We start from the raw sequence: 22936 nt of genomic DNA, 5'->3' as shown, positions 1-22936 counted from the left end.
GTCGTTCCTCAATCGTCGGAGCCGAGCGAGACGTAGACGTCGCCGTCCTCGACCTTGACCTTGTAGGTGGCGACCGGCTGCGTGGCCGGCGGGTTGGTGGGCTTGCCGGTGCGCAGGTCGAAGCAGGACCCGTGCAGCCAGCACTCGATCGTGCCGTTGTAGATCTCGCCCTCGGACAGCGAGACCTCGGCGTGCGAGCAGATGTCGTTGACGGCGTACACCTCGCCGCCGGTGCGCGCCAGCGCCACCGGCGTGTCGCCGATCTCGACGCCGAGCGCCCCGTCGTCGGGGATCTCCTCGAGCGCGCACACCTTCACGTAGCTCATCGCTCGTCCGCCCGGACGTCCAGCTCGGCCTCGATCGCCTCGGCGACCTTCTCACGCACCTCCGCGACCTCGATCCGCTCGATCAGCTGGCCGAGGTAGCCGCGCACCACCATGCGGCGCGCCTCGTCGAAGGTGATGCCGCGCGCCTGCAGGTAGAACAGGTGCTCGTCGTCGAGCCGCCCGGACGCCGAGGCGTGCCCGGCGCCGGCGACCTCGCCGGTGAGGATCTCCAGGTTCGGCACCGAGTCGACCCGCGTCCCGTCGGTCAGCACGAGGTTGCGGTTCAGCTCGTAGGTGTCGGTGCCCTCCGCCTCCGCGCGGATGATCACGTCGCCGATCCACACGGCGTGCGCGTCCTGGTCCTGCAGCGCGCCGCGGTAGTCGACGCGGCTGCGGCAGTTCGGCACGGTGTGGTCGATCAGCAGCCGGTGCTCCAGGTGCTGGCCGCCGTCGACGAAGTACACCCCGTACAGCTCGGCGTCGCCGCCGGGCCCGTCGTAGGCGACGGACGGGGAGATCCGCACCAGGTCGCCGCCGAGCGAGACGTTGTGCGAGACGAACCGGGCGTCGCGCCCCAGCTTCGCGTGCTGGTGCGAGACGTGCACGCTGTCGTCCGCCCAGTCCTGCAGGCTGATCACCGAGAGGCGGGCGCCGTCGCCGACGACGAACTCGACGTTGTCGGCGTAGGTCGCCGAGCCGCGGTGCGCGAGCACCACGGTCGCCTCGGCGAACGGCTCCAGGATCACGGTGGTGTGCCCGTAGGCGGCGGCCGACGCGTCCTCGCCGCGCAGCCGGACGACGGTCGGCGCCGAGGCGACGACCTCCTTCGGCACGGTGACGACGGTGGCCTGCGTGAACGACGTCCACGCCTGGGCGCTGACCCGGTCGGCGGGCACGTAGGCCTTGCCGAGCCGGGCGTCGTCGCGGCCGACGGTCTCCACGCGCACCTCGGGCGCCGCCTCGACCTCGGCGATGACCTTGCCGTTCGCCTCGGCGGTGCCGTTGTGCAGGCCGCGCAGCCGGCGCAGCGGGGTGAACCGCCACTCCTCCTCGCGGCCGGTGGGCACGTCGAAGTCGCCCACCTCGTACGATGCCTTCTCGTGCAGGGTCGAGAGCGGCTTTCCGGTCTCCAGCCCCATCAGCCGACTGCCCCTTCCATCTGCAGCTCGATGAGCCGGTTCAGCTCGAGGGCGTACTCCATCGGCAGCTCGCGCGCGATCGGCTCGACGAACCCGCGCACGATCATCGCCATGGCCTCGTCCTCGGTCATGCCGCGGCTCATGAGGTAGAACAGCTGGTCCTCCGACACCTTGGAGACGGTGGCCTCGTGGCCCATCTCCACGTCGTCCTCGCGGACGTCGACGTAGGGGTAGGTGTCGGACCGGCTGATCTGGTCGACCAGCAGCGCGTCGCACTTGACGGTGGACTTGCTGTGCTCGGCGCCCTCCTGGATCTGCACCAGCCCGCGGTAGGACGTGCGGCCGCCGCCGCGCGCCACCGACTTGGAGATGATGCTGCTGGAGGTGTTCGGCGCGGCGTGCACCATCTTGGCGCCGGCGTCCTGGTGCTGGTCCTCGCCGGCGAACGCGATCGACAGGGTCTCGCCCTTGGCGTGCTCGCCGAGCAGGTAGATCGCCGGGTACTTCATGGTGACCTTGGAGCCGATGTTGCCGTCGACCCACTCCATGGTGGCGCCCTCGTAGGCGACGGCGCGCTTGGTCACCAGGTTGTAGACGTTGTTCGACCAGTTCTGGATGGTCGTGTAGCGGACGCGGGCGTCCTTCTTCACGACGATCTCGACGACGGCGGAGTGCAGCGAGTCCGACTTGTAGATCGGCGCGGTGCAGCCCTCGACGTAGTGGACGTAGGAGCCCTCGTCGGCGATGATCAGCGTCCGCTCGAACTGGCCCATGTTCTCGGTGTTGATCCGGAAGTAGGCCTGCAGCGGGATCTCCACGTGCACGCCCGGCGGCACGTAGATGAACGAGCCGCCCGACCACACGGCGGTGTTGAGCGCGGCGAACTTGTTGTCGCCGACCGGGATCACGGAGCCGAAGTACTCCTGGAAGATCTCCGGGTGCTCGCGCAGGCCGGTGTCGGTGTCGACGAAGATGACGCCCTTCTCCTCAAGGTCCTCGCGGATCTTGTGGTAGACGACCTCCGACTCGTACTGGGCCGCGACGCCGGCGATGAGGCGCTGCTTCTCCGCCTCGGGGATGCCGAGCTTGTCGTAGGTGTTCTTGATGTCCTCGGGGAGTTCCTCCCAGGACGCCGCCTGCTTCTCGGTGGAGCGGACGAAGTACTTGATGTTCTCGAAGTCGATGGCCGACAGGTCCGAGCCCCAGGTGGGCATCGGCTTCTTGTCGAACAGCCGCAGCCCCTTGAGGCGCAGGTCGAGCATCCAGTCCGGCTCGTTCTTCTTGCCCGAGATGTCGCGGACGACGTCCTCGTTCAGGCCGCGCCGCGCCGAGGCCCCGGCCTCGTCGGAGTCGGCCCAGCCGAACTTGTACCTGTCGAGCCCCTCCAGCTCGGGGTGGGCTGTAGTCATAGGGACGTCCTCCCGGACTCCTCGTCGGTCAGTGTGTGTTCGGGGGAGCTCTCCCCCGCGTCCCCGCCAGGGGCGACGCTCGCGGCGGGACCGTCCGCCCGCTCGGTCCCGCACAGGGAGCGCGAGCTGACGTGGGTGGTGCAGATCCCGTCGCCGTGGGCGATGGTGGCCAGCCGCTGGACGGGGGTGCCCAGCAGCCGGCTGAACGCCTCGGTCTCGGCCTCGCACAGCTGCGGGAACTCCGCCGCCACGTGCGCGACCGGGCAGTGGTGCTGGCACAGCTGCTCGCCGGCGCCCTGCGGCGCCTTGGCGGCGGCGGCCGCGTAGCCGTCGCCGGACAGCGCCTCGGCGAGCGTGCGGACCCGCTGCTGCGGCGGCGCGTCCTGCACGACGGGCCGGTAGCGCCGTTCGAGGTCGGCGATCTGCCGGCGGGCGAACTCGGCGACCGCGTGGTCGCCGGCCGTCTCGGCCAGGAACCGCAGCGCGCTGCTCGCCAGGTCGTCGTAGGCGTGCACGAACGCGTTGCGCCCCGCGTCGGTGATCGCGAACCACTTGGCGGGCCGGCCGCGGCCGCGGCGGGTCTGCGGCGTGCGCGCCTTGCGGATCTCGATCATGCCCTCGGCCAGCAGCGCGTCCAGGTGCCGGCGGACCGCGGCGGGCGTGAGGCCCATGCGCTCGCCCAGCGTGGACGCCGTGACCGGGCCGTGCTCGAGGATCAGCCGGGCCACCCGGGCGCGGGTGTCGCGCTCGGTGTGGGAGCCGGCAGGCGGCATGCCGGAAGGGCGCACGGGTGCGCTCTCCGGGGTCGCCTGATCCTCGCTCACGTTTTTCACAACATCAGTGTGCCGTAATTACTTCCCTCGAAACACCGGAACGAGAATGTTCTGGCTCACGCAGGTTAGCCTTACCTAACCTGGGCGTTCTCGGTCTGCGAAACCGCCCGCGCCCCGCGCGGCAGGACCAGCACCGGGCACGGCGCCGCACGGACGATCTTGCCGGAGCCCTCGCCGAGGAACACCTTGCGCAGCGGGCCGTCGTGGCTGGACGCGCAGGCCAGCAGCTCCCCCGGCAGCATATCGACGGCGGCCAGCGCCTTGGCCGTCCCCGTCCCGGCCACCGCCTCGGTCCGGACCGCCAGGCCGTCGCCCGCGGCGGCGAGCCGCCCGGCGGCGTGCGCGAGGTCCCGCTCGGCCCGGTCCAGCTGCCGCGCCATGACGTCGTCGGCGTTGCGGAACCGGGCGGCGAGCCCCGGCGGCCTGAGGACGAGCGTCACCAGCCGGACCGGCAGCGCCAGCGCCCGGGCGGCCCGCGCGGCCGCCTCCAGCGGGCCGTCGGTGTCCGGCCGCCTCCAGTACGCCACGGTGAGCCGCTCGAACTGGTCGGGGGCGCGGGCCGCGTACCCGCGCGGCGCCAGCAGCACCGGCACCGGAGAGCCGTGCAGGAGCTGGTCGGCGGTGCTGCCGATCGCGACGCGCCCGCGCCGGCCGCGCGGCGCCGAGCCGATCACGATCACGTCCGCGCCGGTCTCGGCGGCCACCTCGATCAGCCCGCGCCCGCTGCCCCGGTGCGCGTGCACCCGCAGGTCCAGGCGCCGCTCCGCGACGTTCAGCTCCGCCAGCCGCCCGGCGGCCCGCTCCAGTGCGTCCCCCGCCCGGTCCTTCAGGTAGCCGACCCATTCGGCGTCGACCGAGCCGGGCCCCCGCGCGGGCCAGGCGGGCGGATGCACGTTCGCGACGGTCAGCCGCACGTCCGCCACGGTGCGCGGCGCCGTCACCCCCCGCAGGACCAGTGCGGCGAGCGCCAGCGCGTCGTCGCCCCGCTCGTCCGGCGAGTATCCGGCCAGGACGCGCGCGACCCGCGGCTCCCGTCCGCCCGCCTCGCTCATCGCGGCTCCTCCCCCGGACCGCCGGGCGGCTCGGCCGCCAGGTGCGAATGGCGGCGCCCGTACAGGAAGTAGGCGAGGAGCCCGACCAGGGTCCACAGCGCGAACACGATCCAGGTCACGCTGCCCAGCCCGACCATCAGGTACACGCAGAGCGCGACGCCGATCAGCGGGGTCAGCGGATAGAACGGCGTGCGGAAGCTGCGCGGCAGTTCCGGCCTGGTGCGGCGCAGCACGATGACGCCCACACTCACCAGCGCGAACGCGAACAGCGTGCCGATGCTCGTGGCGTCGACCAGCCGGCCCAGCGGGACGACGGCGGCGAGGACGCCGATGAACGCCGCGACGATGACGGTGTTGGCCACCGGCACCGCCCGGCCCGGGCTCACCCGCTGGAACACGTGCGGGACGAGGCCGTCCCGCGACATCGCGAACAGGATGCGGGTCTGCCCGTACATGACCGTGAGGACGACGCTGGCGATGGCGACCACCGCCCCGAGGGACAGGATCATCGACGGCCAGGCCCGCCCGGTCGCCCGGTCCAGCACCAGGGCCAGCGACGCCTCCGAGCCGCTCAGCGAGAACCGCGTCCAGTGCATCGCGCCGACGGCGGCGAGCCCGACCAGCACGTACACCGCCGTCACGATCGCCAGCGACAGCACGATCGCCAGGGGCAGGTCCCGGCGCGGGTTGCGGGCCTCCTCGCCGGCCGTGGACGCGGCGTCGAACCCGATGTAGGAGAAGAACACCTTGGACCCGGCCGCGCTGATCCCCGCCCAGCCCATCGGCGCGAACGGCCGCAGGTTCCCCGAGCGGAACGCGGTGAACGCGACGGCGCAGAAGAACAGCAGCACCGCGATCTTCAGGAACACCATGACCGTGTTGGCACGAGCGCTCTCGGACGTGCCGCGCAGCAGCAGGAGCGCCGCGATCACCACCACGACGACGGCGGGCACGTTGACGAGCCCGCCGGACCCCGGCGGGTTGCTGATCGCGGCGGGCATCGTGCCGCCGACCGCCTTGTCGAAGAACTCGTTGAGGTAGGAGCCCCAGCCGACCGCGACGGCCGACACCGAGACCGCGTACTCCAGCAGCAGGCACCACCCGCACACCCACGCCACCAGCTCGCCGAGCGTCGCGTAGGCGTAGGAGTACGAGGAGCCCGACACCGGGATCGTCCCGGCCAGCTCGGCGTAGGACAGCGCGGAGAACAGCGCCGTGACCGCCGCGAGCACGAACGACAGCACCACCGCCGGACCCGCCAGCGGCACCGCCTCCCCCAGCACGACGAAGATCCCGGTGCCGAGCGTGGCGCCCACGCTGAACAGGGTGAGCTGGAGCAGGCTCATCGAGCGCTTCAGCTCGCCGCCCTCGCCGTGCCCGCCCTCGGCGACGATCCGGTCGACCGGCTTGGTCCGCAGCAGCGTCCGCGCGAACGACCGGCCGCCCGCCCCGGCCGTCACCGAGCGCTCCGGCACCCGCACGGCGGCGCGTTCGAAGCCCGACGCGGCGGCGCGCTCAAAGGCCCGCTCCCACGGCGCTCACAGCGTGCTCGCCAGCGGCCAGGTCGCGTTCGGCGTCACGATCGTGCCGGCGGTGCCCGCGAGGATCTCGACGCACTCGTCCAGCAGCCCGATCGCGGCCATGTCGCCGGTCCGCTCCACGAACCCGGTGACGGCGGCGACCTTCGGGCCCATCGACCCGTCCGGGAACGCCTCGCCGCGCAGCTCGAACGGGGTGGTGTGGGTGATCGCCTCCTCCCGGCCGGTCCCGTAGCCGCGCATGACGTTCGGGACGTCGGTCAGGATCAGCAGCGCGTCCGCGTCCAGCGTCTCGGCCAGCACCGACGCGGTGCAGTCCTTGTCGATCACCGCCTCGACGCCCTCCAGCCGGCCGACGTCGTTACGGAACACCGGGATGCCGCCGCCGCCCGCGCACACCACGACCGTTCCGGCCCGCACCAGCTCCCGGATCAGCCGCGTCTCGATCACCCGCTGCGGCTTCGGCGAGGGCACCACGCGGCGCCAGCGGTCCCCGTCCGGGCGGACCGTCCAGCCGTACTCGGCGGCCAGCCGCTCCGCCTCCTCGCGCTCGTACACCTGCCCGACGAACTTGGTCGGGTTCTGGAACGCCGGGTCGACCGCGGACACCAGGGTCTGGTTGACCATCGCCATCACCTGGCGGCCGGGCAGCGCGTTCTGCAGCGCCTGCAGCAGCCAGTACCCGATCATCCCCTGCGTCTCGGCGCCGATCGTGTCCAGCGGGTAGGGCCGGGTCAGCCGGGCGTCGTTCTGGCTCTCCAAAGCCAGCACCCCGACCTGCGGGCCGTTGCCGTGCGTGACGATCAGCTCGTGCTTCTCGGCGAGCGGCGCGAGCGCCCGGACGGCCCGGTCAACGTTCGCCCGCTGGAGCTCCGCGTCGGGCGTCTCACCGCGCTTGACCAGCGCGTTCCCACCGAGCGCGACGACGACGCGCATGTCCCCCCTCCCCCCGCGGCCCCGGTGCGACCGCTCAGCCGAGCGTCGCGACCAGCACGGCCTTGATCGTGTGCATCCGGTTCTCGGCCTCGTCGAACACGATCGAGGCGTCCGACTCGAACACCTCCTCGGTGACCTCCAGCGCCTCCAGGCCGCTCCTGCGGTGGATCTCCTCCCCGACCGCGGGCTCCCGGTTGTGGAAGGCGGGCAGGCAGTGCATGAACCTCGCGTCCGGGTTGCCCGTCGCGCGCATGACCTCCGCGTTCACCTGGTAGGGCCGCAGCAGCGCGATGCGCTCGTCCCAGACCTCGGCGGGCTCGCCCATCGACACCCACACGTCGGTGAGGACGAAGTCGGCGCCGCGCACCCCCTGCGCCACGTCCTCGGTGATGGTGATCTCCGCGCCGGTCCGCGCGGCGACCGCGTTGGCGGGCTTGACGACCGTCTCCTCGTCAGGCCACAGCGCCCTCGGCGCGACGATCCGGACGTCCATGCCCAGCAGCGCCCCCGCGGCCACGTACGAGTGCCCCATGTTGTTGCGGGCGTCGCCCAGGTAGGCGTAGGTGACGTCGTGCAGGGGCTTGTCGCTGTGCTCGCGCATGGTGAGCATGTCGGCGAGCATCTGCGTCGGATGCCACTCGTCGGTCAGCCCGTTCCACACCGGGACGCCCGCGTACTCGGCCAGCTCCTCCACGTACCGCTGCCGGGAGCCCCGGTACTCGATGCCGTCGAACATCCGGCCCAGCACGCGGGCGGTGTCCTTCATCGACTCCTTGTGCCCGATCTGGGACCCGGACGGGTCCAGGTAGGTCGTGTGGGCGCCCTGGTCGTGCGCGGCGACCTCGAACGCGCAGCGCGTCCGGGTCGAGGTCTTCTCGAAGATCAGCGCGATGTTGCGGCCCTCCAGGCGGCGCCGCTCGGTCCCGCTGTACTTGGCGGCCTTCAGCTCCGCCGCCAGGTCGATGAGGAAGCCGAACTCCTTCGGGTCGAGGTCCAGCTCGCGGATGAAGCTGCGCCCGCGCAGGTTGTAGGCCATCGGTCCCCGGTCTCCCGTTCGGCATGCCGTCAGGCCACCGGCCCGCCCCCGGTGACAGGCCGAGAGCTTCCCTCCGCCCCGGGAGGCGAAACCAGACCCGGCCGGGGCCCGCCGACCGCGCTCCGCGCTTTTACCCGGCCTTCACCCGCCGCACCGGCGGCACCCGGCGCGGAGCCCTCGGGGAGCGGACCTAAACTCAATGCCATGACAACCCCCGGAGACGGCGCCGTCGAGCTGCACGCGCTCGTCAAGCGCTATGGCACGGCGACGGCCGTGGACGGCCTGTCGTTCGGCGCCGCCCGGGGCGCCGTCACCGCCCTGCTCGGCCCCAACGGCGCGGGCAAGACCACCACGATCGAGATCTGCGAGGGATTCCGCCGCGCCGACGCGGGCACCGTCCGCGTCCTCGGCCTGGACCCGGCCGCCGACGCGCGGGCGCTCAAGCCCCGCGTCGGGGTGATGCCGCAGTCCGGCGGCGTGCCCGGCACCGCCAAGGGCGGCGAGTTCCTGCGGCTGGTCGCCTCGTTCCACGCCACGCCGCTCGACCCGGCGGCGCTGCTGGAGCGGCTCGGCCTCACCGAGCACGCCCGCACCCCGTTCCGCCGCATGTCGGGCGGCCAGCAGCAGCGGCTGTCGCTCGCGGTCGCCGTGGTCGGACGGCCGGAGCTGGTCTTCCTCGACGAGCCCACCACCGGCCTCGACCCGCAGGCGCGCCACGCCACCTGGGAGCTCATCGAGGAGCTGCGCACCGCCGGCGTCTCCGTCGTGCTCACCACGCACAACATGGAGGAGGCCGAGCGGCTCGCCGACCGGGTCGTGATCGTCGACCACGGCAAGGTCGTGGCCGAGGGCAGCCCCCCGGAGCTGACCGGCGCCGAGCGGCAGCTGCGCTTCCGCGCCCGGCCCGGCCTCGGGCTGGAGGAGCTGCTGTCGGCGCTGCCCGCCGGCAGCGCCGCCAAGGAGTCGCCCGCCGGGCACTACCTGATCGAGGCCGACGTCCGGCCCGAGCTGCTCGCCACCGTCACCGCCTGGTGCGCCTCGCACGGCGTGATGACCGAGGACCTGCGGATCGAGCGCCGCACGCTGGAGGACGTCTTCCTCGAACTGACCGGACGGGAGCTGCGCTCATGACCACCACACCGGCGGCGACGCCCGCGGCCGCGCCGGCCGCGCTGGACCTGTCGCCCGCGCCGGGCGCCGTCCCGCTGCCACGGATGATCATGTCGCAGGCGGGCTACGAGTTCCGGGCCGTGGTGCGCAACGGCGAGCAGCTGCTGCTCACCCTGATCATCCCGGTGGTGCTGCTGACGCTGTTCAGCGCCACCTCGCTGCTGGACCTCGGCTCCGGCCGCCGCGTCGACTTCCTCGCCCCCGGCATCCTCGCGCTCGCGGTGATGTCCACGGCGTTCACCGGGCAGGCGATCGGCACCGGCTTCGAGCGCCGCTACGGCGTGCTCAAGCGGCTCGGCGCCACGCCGCTGCCGCGCGGCGGGCTGATCGCCGCCAAGACCCTGTCGGTGGTCGCGGTCGAGATCCTGCAGGCGGTCGTGGTGTGCGCGGTCGCGCTGGCGCTCGGCTGGCACCCGCACGGCGACCCCGTGTCGGTGATCGTCCTGCTGCTGCTCGGCACCGCCGCGTTCAGCGGGTTCGGGCTGCTGATGGCCGGGACGCTGCGCGCCGAGGCCACCCTCGCCGCCGCGAACCTGGTCTACATCCTGCTGCTGGCCGTCGGCGGCGTGGTGTTCCCGCTCGACAAGTTCCCGGGCGCCGTCCGGGACGTGCTGGAGCTGCTGCCGATCTCGGCGCTCGCCGACGGGCTGCGCCAGGTGCTGCAGCACGGCGCGGCGTTCCCCGGCAAGCCGCTGCTGGTCCTCGCGGTGTGGGCCGCCGCCGGTCTCGCCCTCGCCGCCCGCTTCTTCCGCTGGGAGTGATCGTTGGCACTCGCTGATGCGCCCGGTTCCGTCGGCGGCGCGACCCGGGCGCCCGGCCGCGCCCGGCCGCTCTCGCTCGGGTCGGTGCCGCCGCCCGCCATGATCCTGCTCGGCATCGTGTCCGTGCAGGTCGGCGCGGGCCTGGCCAAGCACCTGTTCGAGCGGCTGCCGCCGACGTCGGTGGTGTCGATCCGGCTGCTGGCGTCCGCGCTGGTGCTGGGCTTCCTCGCCCGCAAGGGGTTGCGCACGATCGTCCGGGACCACTCCTGGACGAGCCTGGCCGTCGTCGCCGGCTACGGCATCGCGCTGGCCGCCATGAACTTCGCGTTCTACCAGGCGCTGTCGCGGATCCCCCTCGGTGTGGCGGTGACCATCGAGTTCCTCGGGCCGCTGTCGGTCGCGATCGTCGGCTCCCGGCGCCCGCGGGACCTGCTGTGGGTCGCGCTGGCGGGCGCGGGCGTGGTGATGCTCGCCCGCGGCGGCGGCGACGTCAACCTCGCCGGGATCGCGTTCGCGCTGGTCGCCGCGATCGGCTGGGCCTGCTACATCCTGCTCACCGCCGCCACCGGCCGGCGGTTCCCCGGCACCACCGGCCTCGCCCTCGCCAGCATCATCGGCACCGTGGTCATGCTGCCCGGCGGCATCGCCGCCGGCGGCGGCGCCGTGTTCGACCCGTGGCTGCTGCTGATCGGCCTCGGCGTCGGCCTGCTGTCGTCGGTCATCCCCTACTCGCTGGAGCTGGAGGCGCTGCGGCGGGTGCCCGCCCAGGTGTTCGGCATCCTGATGAGCCTGGAGCCCGCCGTCGCCGCGCTGGTGGGGGTGCTCGTCCTCGGCGAGGTCCTCTCCGGACGGCAGTGGATCGCGATCGGCTGCGTCATCGTCGCCTGCGCGGGCGCCACGCGCAGCCGGAAGAACCCGCCGGAGGCGCCCGAGGCGTGACGCCCGCGCCCCGGCGGCCGCCCGGACGAATCGGATCCGCCGCGGCGGGGCATGGGCAGGACGAGCGCGCCGGGCGGGCGGGCATGGCAGGATCGGTGGAAGGATCACCGCAGGAGCACCCGAGCAGCACCACCCCAGCAGAGAGGAGCCGCCGTGACCGGCCGGACCGATGACCAGGGACTGCCGCCGGAGTTCTTCGAGGCGGGGCCCGCGTCGTTCGTCGACTTCCTGCGCCAGCACTCGCCCGACCTGCTGCCCGTCAACCGGGTGCCGGACGCCGGGACCGTCCCCGCGCTGCCGCACGGCACCACCGTGCTGGCGCTGACGATCCCGGGCGGCGTCATGATGGCGGGCGACCGCCGCGCCACCCAGGGCAACCGGATCGCCTACCGGGAGCTGGACAAGGTCCAGCGCGCCGACGAGTACTCCGCGGTGGCGTTCGCCGGGACCGTCGGGCTCGCCCTGGAGATGGTCCGGCTGTTCCAGGTGGAGCTGGAGCACTACGAGAAGATGGAGACGGTCCCGCTGTCGCTGCCGGGCAAGGCCCGCCGGCTCGGCGCCGTCATCCAGGCCAACCTCGCCCAGGCCCTCCAGGGCCTCGCGGTCGTCCCGCTGTTCGCCGGGTACGACCCCGACGCCGACGACGCCCGGATCTACACCTACGACATCACCGGCGCCCCGCAGCTCGCCCGCGACTACCACGCGGACGGCTCCGGCTCCCCCTACGCGCTGGGCGCGCTGAAGAAGCTGTACCGGCCCGACCTGTCGGTCGAGGACGCGGCGACGGTGTGCGTCCAGGCCCTGTACGACGCGGCCGACGACGACACCGCCACCGGCGGGCCCGACCCGTCCCGGCGGATCTACCCGACGGTCGCGGCCGTCACCGCGGACGGCTACCGGCAGCTGCCCGAGGAGGAGGTCTCCGCGATCGCCGCCGAGGTGCTGGAGGGCCGGATGCGCCACCCGAACGGCCCGGTCGCGCCGCTGCGCTGACCGGCTCGGTGACGGCGGCGGGGGCCGCGGCGCCGGACCGGCGCCGCGGCCCCCGCCGATCTCCGGGGAACCCGGGGCGATCTCCGGAAACGTCGTACCCGGCTCCTAGACTCGGCGTATGGCACGCGCGAACGATGAGGCCGCCGCCCTCATCCAGGAACTGGCCGACCTGCTCTCCATCACCGGCGGCGACGCCTTCAAGATCCGGGCGTACGAGAAGGCCGCACGGGCGATCGCGGGCCACCCCGACGACATCTCCGGGCTCGACCTGGCCGGGCTGCGCAAGATCCCGACGGTCGGCGACGCGATCGCCAAGAAGGTCCTCGACTACACCACCACCGGCACGATCCGGCAGGTCGAGGAGCTGCGCGCGCAGATCCCGGCGGGCGTCCGCGCCCTCACCGCGATCCCGACGCTCGGCCCGAAGAAGGCCCTGGCCGTCTACGAGGAGCTCGGCATCTCCTCGGTCGACGAGCTGGCCGAGGCCATCGAGGCGGGCCGGCTGCGCGGGCTGAAGGGCTTCGGCGCCAAGACCGAGGAGAACATCCTGCGCGGCATCGAGCTGATGCGCAGCTCCGGCGAGCGGGTCCTGGTGGACGCCGCGGCGGGCGTCGCCGACGAGATCGTCGCGGCGCTGTCGGCGCTGCCGCAGGTCGAGCGGTGCGCGCACGCCGGGTCGCTGCGCCGGATGCGCGAGACGATCGGCGACGTCGACGTGCTCGCCGCGTCCACCGACCCGCATCCGATCATGGAGGCGTTCGTCGCGCTGCCGATCGTCGCGGAGGTGGTCGTCGGCGGCGACAAGAAGACCTCGATCCGCACCGACCGGGGCCTGCAGGTCGACCTGCGGGTCGTCCCGCCGGAGGCGTGGGGCGCGGCGATGCAGTACTTCACCGGCTCGCAGGCGCACAACATCCGCACCCGCGAGATCGCGGTGAAGGCGGGGCTGAAGCTGTCGGAGTACGGCCTGTTCGACGCCGACTCCGGCGACCTGATCGTGTCCAGGACCGAGGACGAGGTCTACGACCGGCTCGGCCTGCCCTGGATCCATCCGGCGCTCCGCGAGGACACCGGGGAGATCGAGGCGGCGCTGAAGGGCGAGCTGCCCGCCCTGGTCACCGTCGAGGACCTGCGCGGCGACCTGCACAGCCACACCGACCTCACCGACGGCATCGCGTCCCTGGAGGACATGGTCGCCGCAGCCGCCGACCGGGGCCTGGAGTACTACGCGATCACCGACCACGCGCCGAACCTGTTCATGCAGCGCATGACGGACGAGAAGATGCTCGCCCAGCGCGAGCGGGTCCGCGAGCTGCAGAAGCAGTACCCGAACCTGGTGCTGCTGCACGGCACCGAGCTGAACATCGACCCCGACGGCGAGGTCGACTGGGACGCCGATTTCCTCGCGGAGTTCGACGTGTGCGTGGCGTCCGTCCACTCGCACTTCACGCAGGACGAGGCGGACATGACGCGGCGGCTCGTCCGGGCGTGCGAGAACCCGCACGTCCACGTGATCGGGCATCCGACGGCGCGCAGCATCGGCCGCCGCCCGCCGGTGAACGCCGACTGGGACGAGGTGTTCCGCGCCGCGGCCCGCACCGGCACGGCGATGGAGATCGACTCGTTCCCCGACCGGCTCGACCTGCCCGCCGACCTGATCCGCCGCGCCAAGCGGTTCGGCGTGCGGTTCTCCATCGACACCGACGCGCACTCGATAGGGCACCACCGCAACATCCGCTACGGGGTCGGGACGGCCCAGCGGGGCTGGCTGACGCCCGACGACGTGATCAACACCTGGCCGCTGGACCGCCTGCGCGCGTTCCTCGGCAAGGGCTGAGCGGGGCGCGCGCCCGCCGGGGCGGCTCAGGCGGGCTGCGGGGCCTCGGCGGGACGCGCCGCCACCGTGCGCGGCTGCGCGTCCGGCATGGGGCCGCGGTCGCGGAGCGCGAAGAACAGCCGGAACGCCGCGATCCACATCAGCACCGCGCCGAGCATGTGCAGCAGCACGAGCCCGGCCGGGACGCCGAGGAAGTACTGCGTGTAGCCGACGGCGCCCTGCGCGACGATCAGCGCGATCAGCTCCCACGCGCGGCGCTTGGCGGCGGCGGGGCCGCCGGTGCGGTACAGCGCGATGGTGACGGCGATCGTGAACGCGATCGTGACCCAGGCGAGCTCGCCGTGGACGCGCGCCACGTCCTCGATGTTGAAGCCGTACCGGTGCGACTTGGCGTCGCCCGCGTGCGGGCCGGTGCCGGTGACGACGGTGCCCGCGACGAGCACGGCCGCCGCGGCGACCAGCAGCAGCGCGCCGAGCCGGCGCGTCCAGGCGCCGGCGAGGGGCCGGGCCGGGGCGTCGCCCTCGCCCGCGCGCACCCACAGCGCCACGCAGAACACCAGCAGCGCCGGCGAGACCAGGAAGTGCGCCGACACCGCGGCCGGGTTCAGGTCGGTGAGCACCACGATGCCGCCGATGACGGCCTGCGCGACGACGCTCATCGGCTGGGCGAGCGACCACCAGACCAGGTCGCGGCGGCGCGGGACGAGGCGCAGCGCGGCGACGAACACCAGCACGCCGATCGCCAGCACCACGAAGGTGATCAGCCGGTTGCCGAACTCGACCGCCATGTTGAACGCGTGGTGGTCGGCGTTGTGGGTGGGGACGAGGCTGTCGCCCGAGCAGCGCGGCCACTCCGGGCAGCCGAGCCCCGACTCGGTGAGCCGGACGAGGCCGCCGCTGACCACGATCACCACGTTGCCGATGACGCCGAGCAGCGCCAGCAGCCGCACCGACCCGGGGGTGGGGTGCCAGACGGCGTCCCGGGCACGGATCAGCGGGTTCGTCGACGACTTTCGCTCAGCCACCCGTCAATCGTATGGCCGCCGTCCCGTGCCCCCGACGCACCCCCCGGTTACCGCGTGTACGGGCCGGGCGGGGGCGGCGGCAGGAAGCCGGACGGGCCCTGCGGCGCCCACGGCGGCGTCCCGGCGAGCGCCGGCCCGCCGCGCTGGGGCGTCCGCAGGAAGGCCTGCCGCGCCAGCGACATCAGCCCGAGGAGGGAGTCGCGGCGGGCCGCGAACCAGTGCGGCTCGGCGTTGCCGCGGTCGACGCGCTTGTGCAGCAGCGCCAGCTCGGTGGCGGCGAGCTGGTAGTCGACCATCGCGCGGGCGGCGGGCGGCCCGCCGACGGACTTGGCCCAGCGGCGGGCGGCGCGCCGCGACGGGATGGAGCGCAGCATCCGCACGTCCTGCGGGGTCACCAGGCCGGTGCCGGAGTACATCGGCAGGTACGCCTCGATGCGGCGGACGGTGTGCCGCCGCTCGACGGAGACGATGACGATCAGCGTGACCAGGACGCCGAAGTCGAGGAGGTACACGATGCCGAGGCCGCCGAGCCCGAAGGTCGTCGCGCCGTTCCACAGGCCGTGCAGGATCATCGCGCCGAGCAGCCCCAGGGCGGGCGCGAGGATCTGGCCGCGCCGGTGGGTGGCGGCGTAGGCGATGCCGAGGCCGGTCATCGAGGTGAACAGCGGGTGGCTGAGGGGCGCGATCAGGCCGCGCAGGATGAACACCGTCTGGAGCTGCTGGGCGCCGCCGTCGTCGAAGGCCCGCATGTAGTAGGTGATGTTCTCCATCATCGCGAAGCCGAGGCCGACCATGGCGGCGTAGATGATGCCGTCGGCGAAGCCGTCGATCTCGTTGCGGCGGAACCACAGCATGCCGATCAGCACGGCGCCCTTCAGCGACTCCTCGATGACGGGCGCGCCGAAGGTGGCGCTGACGAAGTGCCCCTTGGTCTCGCCGAAGATCGGGACGGTGACGTACAGCAGGCCGAGGGTGTTGAGGACCAGCGCGCCGAGGACGGCGACGCCCGCGCCCCACATGAACGCGAAGACGAGGGCGCGCGGCGGCTCGGGCTCCAGCCGGTCGAGGGTGAGGGCGAGCGCCACCAGCGCCGGGATCGGCAGGATCGCCAGGACGACCCCGACCCAGAACCCGGCGCCGCCCGACAGCACGTCGGCGGCGAGCGCGAGCACCACGCACAGCGATGAGACGGTCAGCCCGACGATCAGGCCGACCGGGGGCCGGCCGGGGATCCGGCCTTCGAGAACGGCCTTGGGGTCCACGCGCGCCATGACGTGAGCGTAACCGGTCCGCGCAGGTCCCCGGAGGGTCCGGCGCGTCCGGCGGGGCTCAGTGCAGGAGCGGGTCGACCGCGACGGCGGTGAACAGCAGCGCCAGGTACACGTTCGATAGGTGGAAGAAGCGCATCGGCCGCAGGTGCACGCCGGTCACGCCCGCGCGGACGGCCTTCAGCAGCCGGTGCCCCTCGCCGAGGAAGACCAGGCCGAGGACGACGGCGACGGCCCCGTACACCGGGCCCATGCCCGCGACGGGCCACAGCGCGAGCGAGCACGCGACGGTGGCGTAGCTGTAGACGAGGCTCTCGGTGATGACGCGGCGCTCGGTCGCGACGACCGGCAGCATCGGCACCTTGGCCACCGCGTAGTCCTCGCGGTAGCGCATCGCGAGCGTCCAGGTGTGCGGCGGCGTCCACAGGAACACGACGCCGAACAGCACGAACGGCGTCCAGGCGAGGCCGTTGGTGATCGCCGTCCAGCCGATGAGGACGGGCATGCAGCCGGCGATGCCGCCCCACACCACGTTCTGCGACGTCCGCCGCTTGAGCAGCAGCGAGTAGACGAAGACGTAGAACAGGATCGCGAACAGCGACCCGGCGGCCGACAGCGGGTTGACGGTGAAGAAGAACCCGGCCGTGGACACCAGCGCCAGCGTGATCCCGAACACCAGCGCGCGGGCCGGGGTGACCTGCGCGCGGGCCAGCGGGCGGCGCCGGGTGCGGCGCATCTTGACGTCGATGTCGCGGTCGATGTAGCAGTTGATCGCGTTCGCGGCGCCGGCGGACATCGCCCCGAAGGAGAAGGTCAGCAGCACCGTCGACAGCGGCGGCACGCCGCGCTGGGCGAGGAACATCACCGGGATCGTGGTGATCAAGAGCAGCTCGATCACGCGCGGCTTGGTGAGCGCCACGTAGGCGCGCACGCTGGCGCCGATCGACCGGCCGGCCGTCTCGGCCACCGGCTCCGGCGCGGCGGGCGCCCCCGGCGACCGCTCGTCGAGCGGCTCGTCGAGCTCGACCCCGCGCTTGTTACTGAGCACCGTCACAATCGGGTCCACGTCCAACTAGGCATGAGGAAATCGCGTACCACCTCGGCGGCGCCCCCGCGATCCGGGCCGGCCTCGGTCGAGTGCAACTTCGGCTTGGTGATCCTGCTTGGTCCGACTACCGCGGCCGCCCGTCGTCGGCCGCGCAATCACTGTAGTCCGACCCCTGCCAGGGGCGTGCACCGGGGCACCGGACGCGCCGGAGCCCGTGCGCAGGACCCATTCCCGGGGCCGTCCCCCGGGCGCGGGGGCGCAAACCCGTTCCCCCCTCGGTATCCCCCGCGCGGGGGGTTAGCCCGCGAACCGATCGGGCAAGGGTGCAGGGAAGCGGCGCGGGCCTGGCGCGGGCGGCGGCGGCGTTTCGCCGTGTTCGCGCTCTCGCCTGCGGCGGCCCGCCCGCGCGATAGGCTCGCCGAGGGCGCGGCATGATCTTCGCGAGGCCACGGAAGGTGGCCGCAAGGGGGCCCGAGGGAAGACGGACGGCGCCGCCGGACGTTGCGGCAACAGGGGGCCGCGGCACGTGCGCCGGTCATGCCGCGCGGCGGCACATCGCTAATGAACTCTGTACGACAGCGGTTCGAGAGGAGCCTGGCGTTCCGTGAGCAGGGACAGCAGCACGTTTGAATGGTCCGACCTGGACAAGCGGGCGGTGGACGTCATCCGCGCCCTCGCCATGGACGCGGTCGAGGAGGCGGGCTCCGGCCACCCCGGTACGGCCATGAGCCTTGCGCCGGCCGCCTACCTTCTGTTCCAGCGGTTCCTTCGGCACGACCCGACGGACCCGGACTGGGCCGGCCGGGACAGGTTCGTCCTGTCCTGCGGGCACTCCAGCCTGACCCTTTACATCCAGCTCTACCTTTCGGGCTACCCGCTGACGCTGGACGACCTGAAGTCGCTGCGCAAGTGGGGCAGCCTCACCCCGGGCCACCCCGAGCACGGGCACACCGCGGGCGTGGAGACCACCACCGGGCCGCTGGGCCAGGGCATCGCGAACGCGGTGGGGATGGCGATGGCCGCCCGCCGCGAGCGCGGCCTGTTCGACCCGGACGCGCCGGCGGGCGAGTCCCCCTTCGACCACACCATCTGGGCGTTCGCGTCCGACGGCGACATCGAGGAGGGCATCAGCCACGAGGCGAGCGCCCTGGCGGGCCACCAGCGGCTCGGCAACCTGATCCTGATGTACGACGACAACCACATCTCGATCGAGGACGACACCGCGATCGCGCTGTCGGAGGACGTGCGGGCCCGCTACGAGGCGTACGGCTGGGACGTCCACCACGTCGACTGGACCGTCAACGGCGACTACGAGGAGAACGTGGCCGCGCTGGCGGAGGCGTTCGCGGCGGCCAAGGCCGAGACGGCCCGGCCCTCGTTCATCGCGCTGCGCACGATCATCGGCTGGCCGGCGCCGAACAAGAAGAACACCGGCAAGATCCACGGTTCGGCGATCGGCGCCGACGAGGTCGCCGCGACCAAGCGGATCCTCGGCCTGGACCCGGCCGAGTCGTTCCTCGTCCCCGACGAGGTGCTGGCGCACGCCCGCGAGGTCTGCGACCGGGGCCGGGCGCAGCACGAGCGCTGGGAGAAGGCGTACCAGGCGTGGCGGTCGGCGAACCCCGAGCGCGCCGCCGAGTTCGACCGGATCGGCGCGCGCCGGCTGCCGGCCGGCTGGGAGACGAGCCTGCCGGAGTTCGCCGCCGGCAAGGACCTGGCGACGCGCGCGGCGTCCGGCGAGGTGCTGACGGCGCTGGCGCCGGTGCTGCCGGAGCTGTGGGGCGGGTCGGCCGACCTCGCCGAGAGCAACAACACCACGATGAAGGGCCAGCCGTCCTTCATCCCCGAGGAGTTCCAGACCAAGGAGTTCCCCGGCGACCGGTACGGCCGGACGCTGCACTTCGGCGTCCGCGAGCACGCGATGGGCGCGATCTGCAACGGCATCGCGCTGCACGGCGGCACCCGCCCGTACGCGGGCACGTTCCTGATCTTCAGCGACTACATGCGGCCGGCGGTCCGGCTCGCGGCGCTGATGAGGCTGCCGGTCACCTACGTGTGGACGCACGACTCCATCGGCCTCGGCGAGGACGGCCCGACGCACCAGCCGGTCGAGCACCTGTGGGCGCTGCGGGCGATCCCCGGGCTGGACGTGGTGCGCCCCGCGGACGCCAACGAGACGGCGGTCGCGTGGCGGACCGTGCTGGAGCACGGCGACCGCCCGGCGGGCCTCGCGCTGAGCCGCCAGAAGCTGCCGACGCTGGAGCGCGACGGCGCGATCGCCTCCGCCGACGGCGTCGCCAAGGGCGGCTACGTGCTGGTGGACGCCGAGGGCGGCCACCCCGAGGTGATCATCATCGCGACCGGCAGCGAGGTGCAGCTCGCGCTGGAGGCGCGGGAGACACTGCAGGCCGAGGGCACCCCGACCCGGGTCGTGTCGATGCCGTGCGTGGAGTGGTTCGAGGAGCAGACCGACGCCTACAAGCAGCAGGTGCTGCCGCCGGGCGTGCGCGCGCGCGTGTCGGTGGAGGCCGGGATCGCGCTCGGCTGGCGCGCGTTCATCGGCGACTGCGGCGTCCCGGTGAGCCTGGAGCACTTCGGCGCGTCCGCCGACTACAAGACGCTGTTCGAGCAGTTCGGCATCACCGCCGAGCGGATCGTGGCGGCGGCGAAGGCCAGCCTGATCAGGTCCGCGGCGCCGGGCGCCGGGCGCGGCGAGACCACCGGCAACTAGGCCGGCGGCCCGGTCCGCCCCCGGCGGACCGGGCCGGCGCGGCCGACCCCCCCGCGGAACTCGACGACGAGGAGAAAGCGATGAGTGACATCCTGAAGGCGCTCTCGGACGAGGGCGTGTCGATCTGGCTGGACGACATCAGCCGGGAGCGGCTGCGCACCGGGAACCTGGAGCAGCTGGTCAAGGACAAGCACGTCGTCGGCGTCACCTCCAACCCGACGATCTTCGCCAAGGCGCTGAGCAAGGGCAGCGCCTACGACGAGCAGGTCCGCGACCTGGCGGTGCGCGGCGTGGACGTCGAGGAGGCGTCCCGCGCGATCACCACCTACGACATCCGCTGGGGCTGCGACGTGCTGCGCCCCGTCTACGACCGGACCGACGGCCTGGACGGCCGGGTGTCGATCGAGGTCGACCCGCGGCTGGCCCGCGAGACCGAGAAGACGGTGGCCGAGGCGCGCGCGCTGTGGTGGATGGTGGACCGGCCGAACCTGTTCATCAAGATCCCGGCGACCGAGGAGGGCCTGCCGGCGATCGCCCAGACGCTGGCGCAGGGCATCAGCGTGAACGTGACGCTGATCTTCTCGCTGGAGCGCTACGGCAAGGTGATCGACGCGTTCTTCGAGGGCCTGGAGAAGGCCCGGGCGAACGGGCACGACCTGTCGAAGATCGCGTCGGTGGCGTCGTTCTTCGTCAGCCGGGTCGACACCGAGATCGACAAGCGGCTCGACAAGGTCGGCTCGGACGAGGCCAAGGCCCTGCGGTCCAAGGCCGGCCTGGCGAACGCGCGGCTGGCGTACGCGCTGTACGAGGAGAATTTCGGCACCGACCGGTGGAAGGCGCTGAAGGACGCGGGCGCCCGCCCGCAGCGTCCGCTGTGGGCCTCGACCGGCGTGAAGGACCCGGACCTGGCCGACACCCTGTACGTGGACGAGCTGGTGGCCCCCGGCACGGTCAACACCATGCCGGAGGCGACGCTGGTGGCGGAGGCCGACCACGGGCAGCTGCGCGGCGACACCGTCCGGGGCGCCTATGACGACGCCCGCGCGCACATGGCGGCGCTCAAGGACGCGGGCGTCGACTACGACGACGTCGTGCGGGTCCTCGAGGAGGAGGGCGTCGAGAAGTTCGAGGCGTCCTGGAAGGAGCTGCTCGGCTCCATCGAGGGCGAGCTGAAGGACAAGAGCGCGTGACGTCGGTGGTGACCGCCGGGGGGATCTCGGTCACCATCCGCGGCGCCGTCGTCGACGAGAGCGAGACGGTCCTGGACCGTCTCGCCTCCGACGGCGTGCCGAGCTCGCTGACGTCCCGCAACGCCAAGCTGTGGGGCCCGGACGCGGCCCCGCTGGCCGCCCGCCGGCTGGGCTGGCTGGGCCTGCCGGAGACCTCGCGGTCCCTGCCGGCCCGGCTCGCCGGACCGGCGGAGGGGTTCCGCGACGCGGGCCTGGACCGGATCGTGGTGGTGGGCGCGGGCGGGTCCGCGATCGCCGCCGAGACGATCCACCGGACGGCGGCCCGCAGGGGGCCCGGCGCCGAGATGGTCGTCCTGGACTCCACCGACCCGCACGAGGTCTCCGGCGTCCTGGCCGACGGCCTCGACCGGACCCTCGTGGTCGTCGCGGGCGACGGCGTCGAGGCGCAGTCGCTGCGGCGCGTGTTCGGGAAGGCGTTCGCCGAGGCGGGGCTGGGCCGGGCGGAGCTGGCCCGCCGCTTCGTCGTGGTGGCCGGGCCCGGGTCGGAGCCGGAGCGCGCCGCCCGCGAGGTCGGCCACCACTTCGTGGAGGCCGAGACCGACGTCGACGGCCGGTTCGGGGCGCTCGGCTCCGCGGCGCTGGTGCCCGCGGCGCTCGCGGGCGTGGACGTCCTCGCCCTGCTGGACGAGGCTGAGCGGTTCGCGGGGGTGCTGCGCCAGCCCTACGACAACCCGGCGCTGGCGCTCGGCGCCGCGCTCGGCTCGTCGGCGCTCGGCGGCCGCGACAAGCTCGTCATCGCCGACCACGGCTCCGGCCTGCACGGCTTCGCCGGCTGGGCGGAGCAGCTGGTGGCGGGCGCGCTCGGCAAGGACGGCCGGGGGCTGCTGCCCGTCGTGGTGGAGGGCGTGGAGTCCCCCGGCTTCGAGCTGACCGGCGACCTGCGGCGGGTGATCCTCGGCCGCCGCCCGGACGAGCCGGGCCCGGGCCGCGAGGCGGGCGCGAGCGTGGCGGGCCCGCTCGGCGCGCAGTTCCTGCTGTGGGAGTACGCGGTGGCGGTGGCCGCCCGGGTGATGGGCGTCGACCCGTTCGCCGAGCCGGACGTCGGCGAGTCGCGGGAGGCGACGGCGGCGCTGCTGCGCTCGGAGGAGGGCGCGGCGCCGACGGTCGTGCGGCGGCCGCCCGCGCTGGTGTCGGACGCGGTGGAGGTGCACGCGCCCGAGGAGTCGCTGCGCGGCGCGAAGACGCTCGCGGAGGCGCTGGAGGCGTTCCTTGAGGGCGTCCCGGACCGCGGCTACCTCGCCGTCCTGGCCTATCTGGACCGTTCCGGGGACGCGGCGGCCGCCGGGCTGCGGCCGCTGCTGGCGGCCCGGGGCGCCGGGCTGCGCCGCCATCCGGCGCCGGTCACGTTCGGCTGGGGCCCGCGGTACCTGCACGCGACCGGCCAGTACCACAAGGGCGGGCCGCGCAACGGCACGTTCCTGCAGGTCACGGGCGCGGTGACCGACGACGTCCCGGTGCCCGGACGGCCCTTCACGCTCGGCGAGCTGCAGCTGGCGCAGGCGTTCGGCGACCAGCGGGTGCTGCGCTCGCTCGGCCGTCCGGCGTTCCGGCTCCATCTGCGCGACCGCGCCGAGGGCGTCGCGCAGCTGATCGACGCGCTCGGCTGATCTTCCGCGTCCGGTTCGGCAACCGGAGGCAGAAGATC

General features: G+C 73.3%; 19 protein-coding genes. 8 read left to right on the top strand and 11 right to left on the bottom strand.

What is annotated here, in order from left to right:
- Positions 1-8: 8 nt before the first annotated feature.
- The 8 genes from J4709_RS33790 to argF form a co-directional block, all read right to left on the bottom strand.
- Positions 9-326 carry a bifunctional 3-phenylpropionate/cinnamic acid dioxygenase ferredoxin subunit gene (locus J4709_RS33790; protein WP_208246925.1) on the bottom strand — a complete coding sequence of 106 codons (318 nt, stop codon included), beginning with the start codon at positions 324-326 and terminating at the stop codon, positions 9-11.
- Positions 323-1465, bottom strand: coding sequence for a Fe-S cluster assembly protein SufD (sufD, locus tag J4709_RS33785; RefSeq protein ID WP_208246923.1), 1143 nt, complete (start codon positions 1463-1465; stop codon positions 323-325). The genes J4709_RS33790 and sufD overlap by 4 nt, the downstream gene beginning before the upstream one ends.
- Complete coding sequence (gene sufB / locus J4709_RS33780) at positions 1465-2874, bottom strand: Fe-S cluster assembly protein SufB (RefSeq protein ID WP_208246921.1); 1410 nt, start codon at positions 2872-2874, stop codon at positions 1465-1467. Before sufB ends, sufD begins: the two co-directional genes overlap by 1 nt.
- Complete coding sequence (locus J4709_RS33775) at positions 2871-3647, bottom strand: helix-turn-helix transcriptional regulator (protein WP_208247046.1); 777 nt, start codon at positions 3645-3647, stop codon at positions 2871-2873. Before J4709_RS33775 ends, sufB begins: the two co-directional genes overlap by 4 nt.
- Before the next feature lie 131 nt (positions 3648-3778).
- Positions 3779-4759 carry a universal stress protein gene (locus J4709_RS33770; RefSeq protein ID WP_208246919.1) on the bottom strand — a complete coding sequence of 327 codons (981 nt, stop codon included), beginning with the start codon at positions 4757-4759 and terminating at the stop codon, positions 3779-3781.
- Positions 4756-6234: an amino acid permease gene (locus J4709_RS33765; RefSeq protein ID WP_307801788.1), complete on the bottom strand. Its 1479-nt coding sequence runs from the start codon at positions 6232-6234 to the stop codon at positions 4756-4758. Before J4709_RS33765 ends, J4709_RS33770 begins: the two co-directional genes overlap by 4 nt.
- Before the next feature lie 63 nt (positions 6235-6297).
- Complete coding sequence (gene arcC / locus J4709_RS33760; protein ID WP_208246918.1) at positions 6298-7233, bottom strand: carbamate kinase; 936 nt, start codon at positions 7231-7233, stop codon at positions 6298-6300.
- Between the two features lie 34 nt (positions 7234-7267).
- Positions 7268-8269, bottom strand: coding sequence for an ornithine carbamoyltransferase (gene argF, locus J4709_RS33755; RefSeq protein ID WP_208246916.1), 1002 nt, complete (start codon positions 8267-8269; stop codon positions 7268-7270).
- Positions 8270-8473: 204 nt separating this feature from the next.
- Here argF and J4709_RS33750 point away from each other — a divergent pair, with 204 nt between their 5' ends.
- From J4709_RS33750 to polX, 5 genes are all read left to right on the top strand, one after another.
- Positions 8474-9400 (top strand): ABC transporter ATP-binding protein, encoded by a 927-nt coding sequence (locus J4709_RS33750; RefSeq protein ID WP_208246914.1) that lies wholly within the window; start codon positions 8474-8476, stop codon positions 9398-9400.
- A complete protein-coding gene (locus J4709_RS33745; protein ID WP_208246912.1) occupies positions 9397-10200 on the top strand; it encodes an ABC transporter permease in 804 nt (267 codons plus the stop codon). Before J4709_RS33750 ends, J4709_RS33745 begins: the two co-directional genes overlap by 4 nt.
- Before the next feature lie 3 nt (positions 10201-10203).
- Complete coding sequence (locus tag J4709_RS33740) at positions 10204-11139, top strand: EamA family transporter (protein WP_232384430.1); 936 nt, start codon at positions 10204-10206, stop codon at positions 11137-11139.
- A gap of 153 nt (positions 11140-11292) precedes the next feature.
- Positions 11293-12132, top strand: coding sequence for a proteasome subunit beta (prcB, locus tag J4709_RS33735; RefSeq protein WP_307801768.1), 840 nt, complete (start codon positions 11293-11295; stop codon positions 12130-12132).
- Positions 12133-12250: 118 nt separating this feature from the next.
- Positions 12251-13969: a DNA polymerase/3'-5' exonuclease PolX gene (gene polX / locus J4709_RS33730; RefSeq protein WP_208246908.1), complete on the top strand. Its 1719-nt coding sequence runs from the start codon at positions 12251-12253 to the stop codon at positions 13967-13969.
- 26 nt (positions 13970-13995) lie between these two features.
- Here the strand turns inward: polX and J4709_RS33725 are convergent, their stop codons facing one another.
- Genes J4709_RS33725 through J4709_RS33715 form a run of 3 tightly spaced genes read right to left on the bottom strand, consistent with a single transcriptional unit; the run spans position 13996 to position 17316 of the window.
- A complete protein-coding gene (locus J4709_RS33725) occupies positions 13996-14994 on the bottom strand; it encodes a COX15/CtaA family protein (RefSeq protein ID WP_208246906.1) in 999 nt (332 codons plus the stop codon).
- Positions 14995-15041: 47 nt separating this feature from the next.
- Positions 15042-16265, bottom strand: a complete 1224-nt coding sequence (locus J4709_RS33720) for a PrsW family intramembrane metalloprotease (RefSeq protein ID WP_208246904.1) — start codon at positions 16263-16265, stop codon at positions 15042-15044.
- A 58-nt stretch (positions 16266-16323) separates the two neighbouring features.
- On the bottom strand, positions 16324-17316 hold the full coding sequence (locus J4709_RS33715) for a heme o synthase (protein ID WP_208246902.1): 993 nt from the start codon (positions 17314-17316) through the stop codon (positions 16324-16326).
- Positions 17317-17914: 598 nt separating this feature from the next.
- On the opposite strand from J4709_RS33715, the gene tkt reads away from it, so the two are divergent.
- From tkt to J4709_RS33700, 3 genes are all read left to right on the top strand, one after another.
- Entirely contained in the window at positions 17915-20041 is a 2127-nt protein-coding gene (gene tkt, locus J4709_RS33710; RefSeq protein WP_208246900.1) for a transketolase, read from the top strand.
- Positions 20042-20121: 80 nt separating this feature from the next.
- Positions 20122-21231, top strand: coding sequence for a transaldolase (tal, locus tag J4709_RS33705; protein WP_208246898.1), 1110 nt, complete (start codon positions 20122-20124; stop codon positions 21229-21231).
- A complete protein-coding gene (locus tag J4709_RS33700) occupies positions 21228-22898 on the top strand; it encodes a glucose-6-phosphate isomerase (RefSeq protein ID WP_208246894.1) in 1671 nt (556 codons plus the stop codon). The genes tal and J4709_RS33700 overlap by 4 nt, the downstream gene beginning before the upstream one ends.
- The last annotated feature ends 38 nt before the right edge of the window (positions 22899-22936 follow it).

Origin of the sequence: Actinomadura violacea (assembly GCF_017573465.1) — a bacterium.
Lineage (GTDB): Bacteria > Actinomycetota > Actinomycetes > Streptosporangiales > Streptosporangiaceae > Spirillospora > Spirillospora violacea.
The sequence above is the reverse complement of the archived record's forward strand: the minus strand, read 5'-3'. Positions and strand labels throughout refer to the sequence as shown.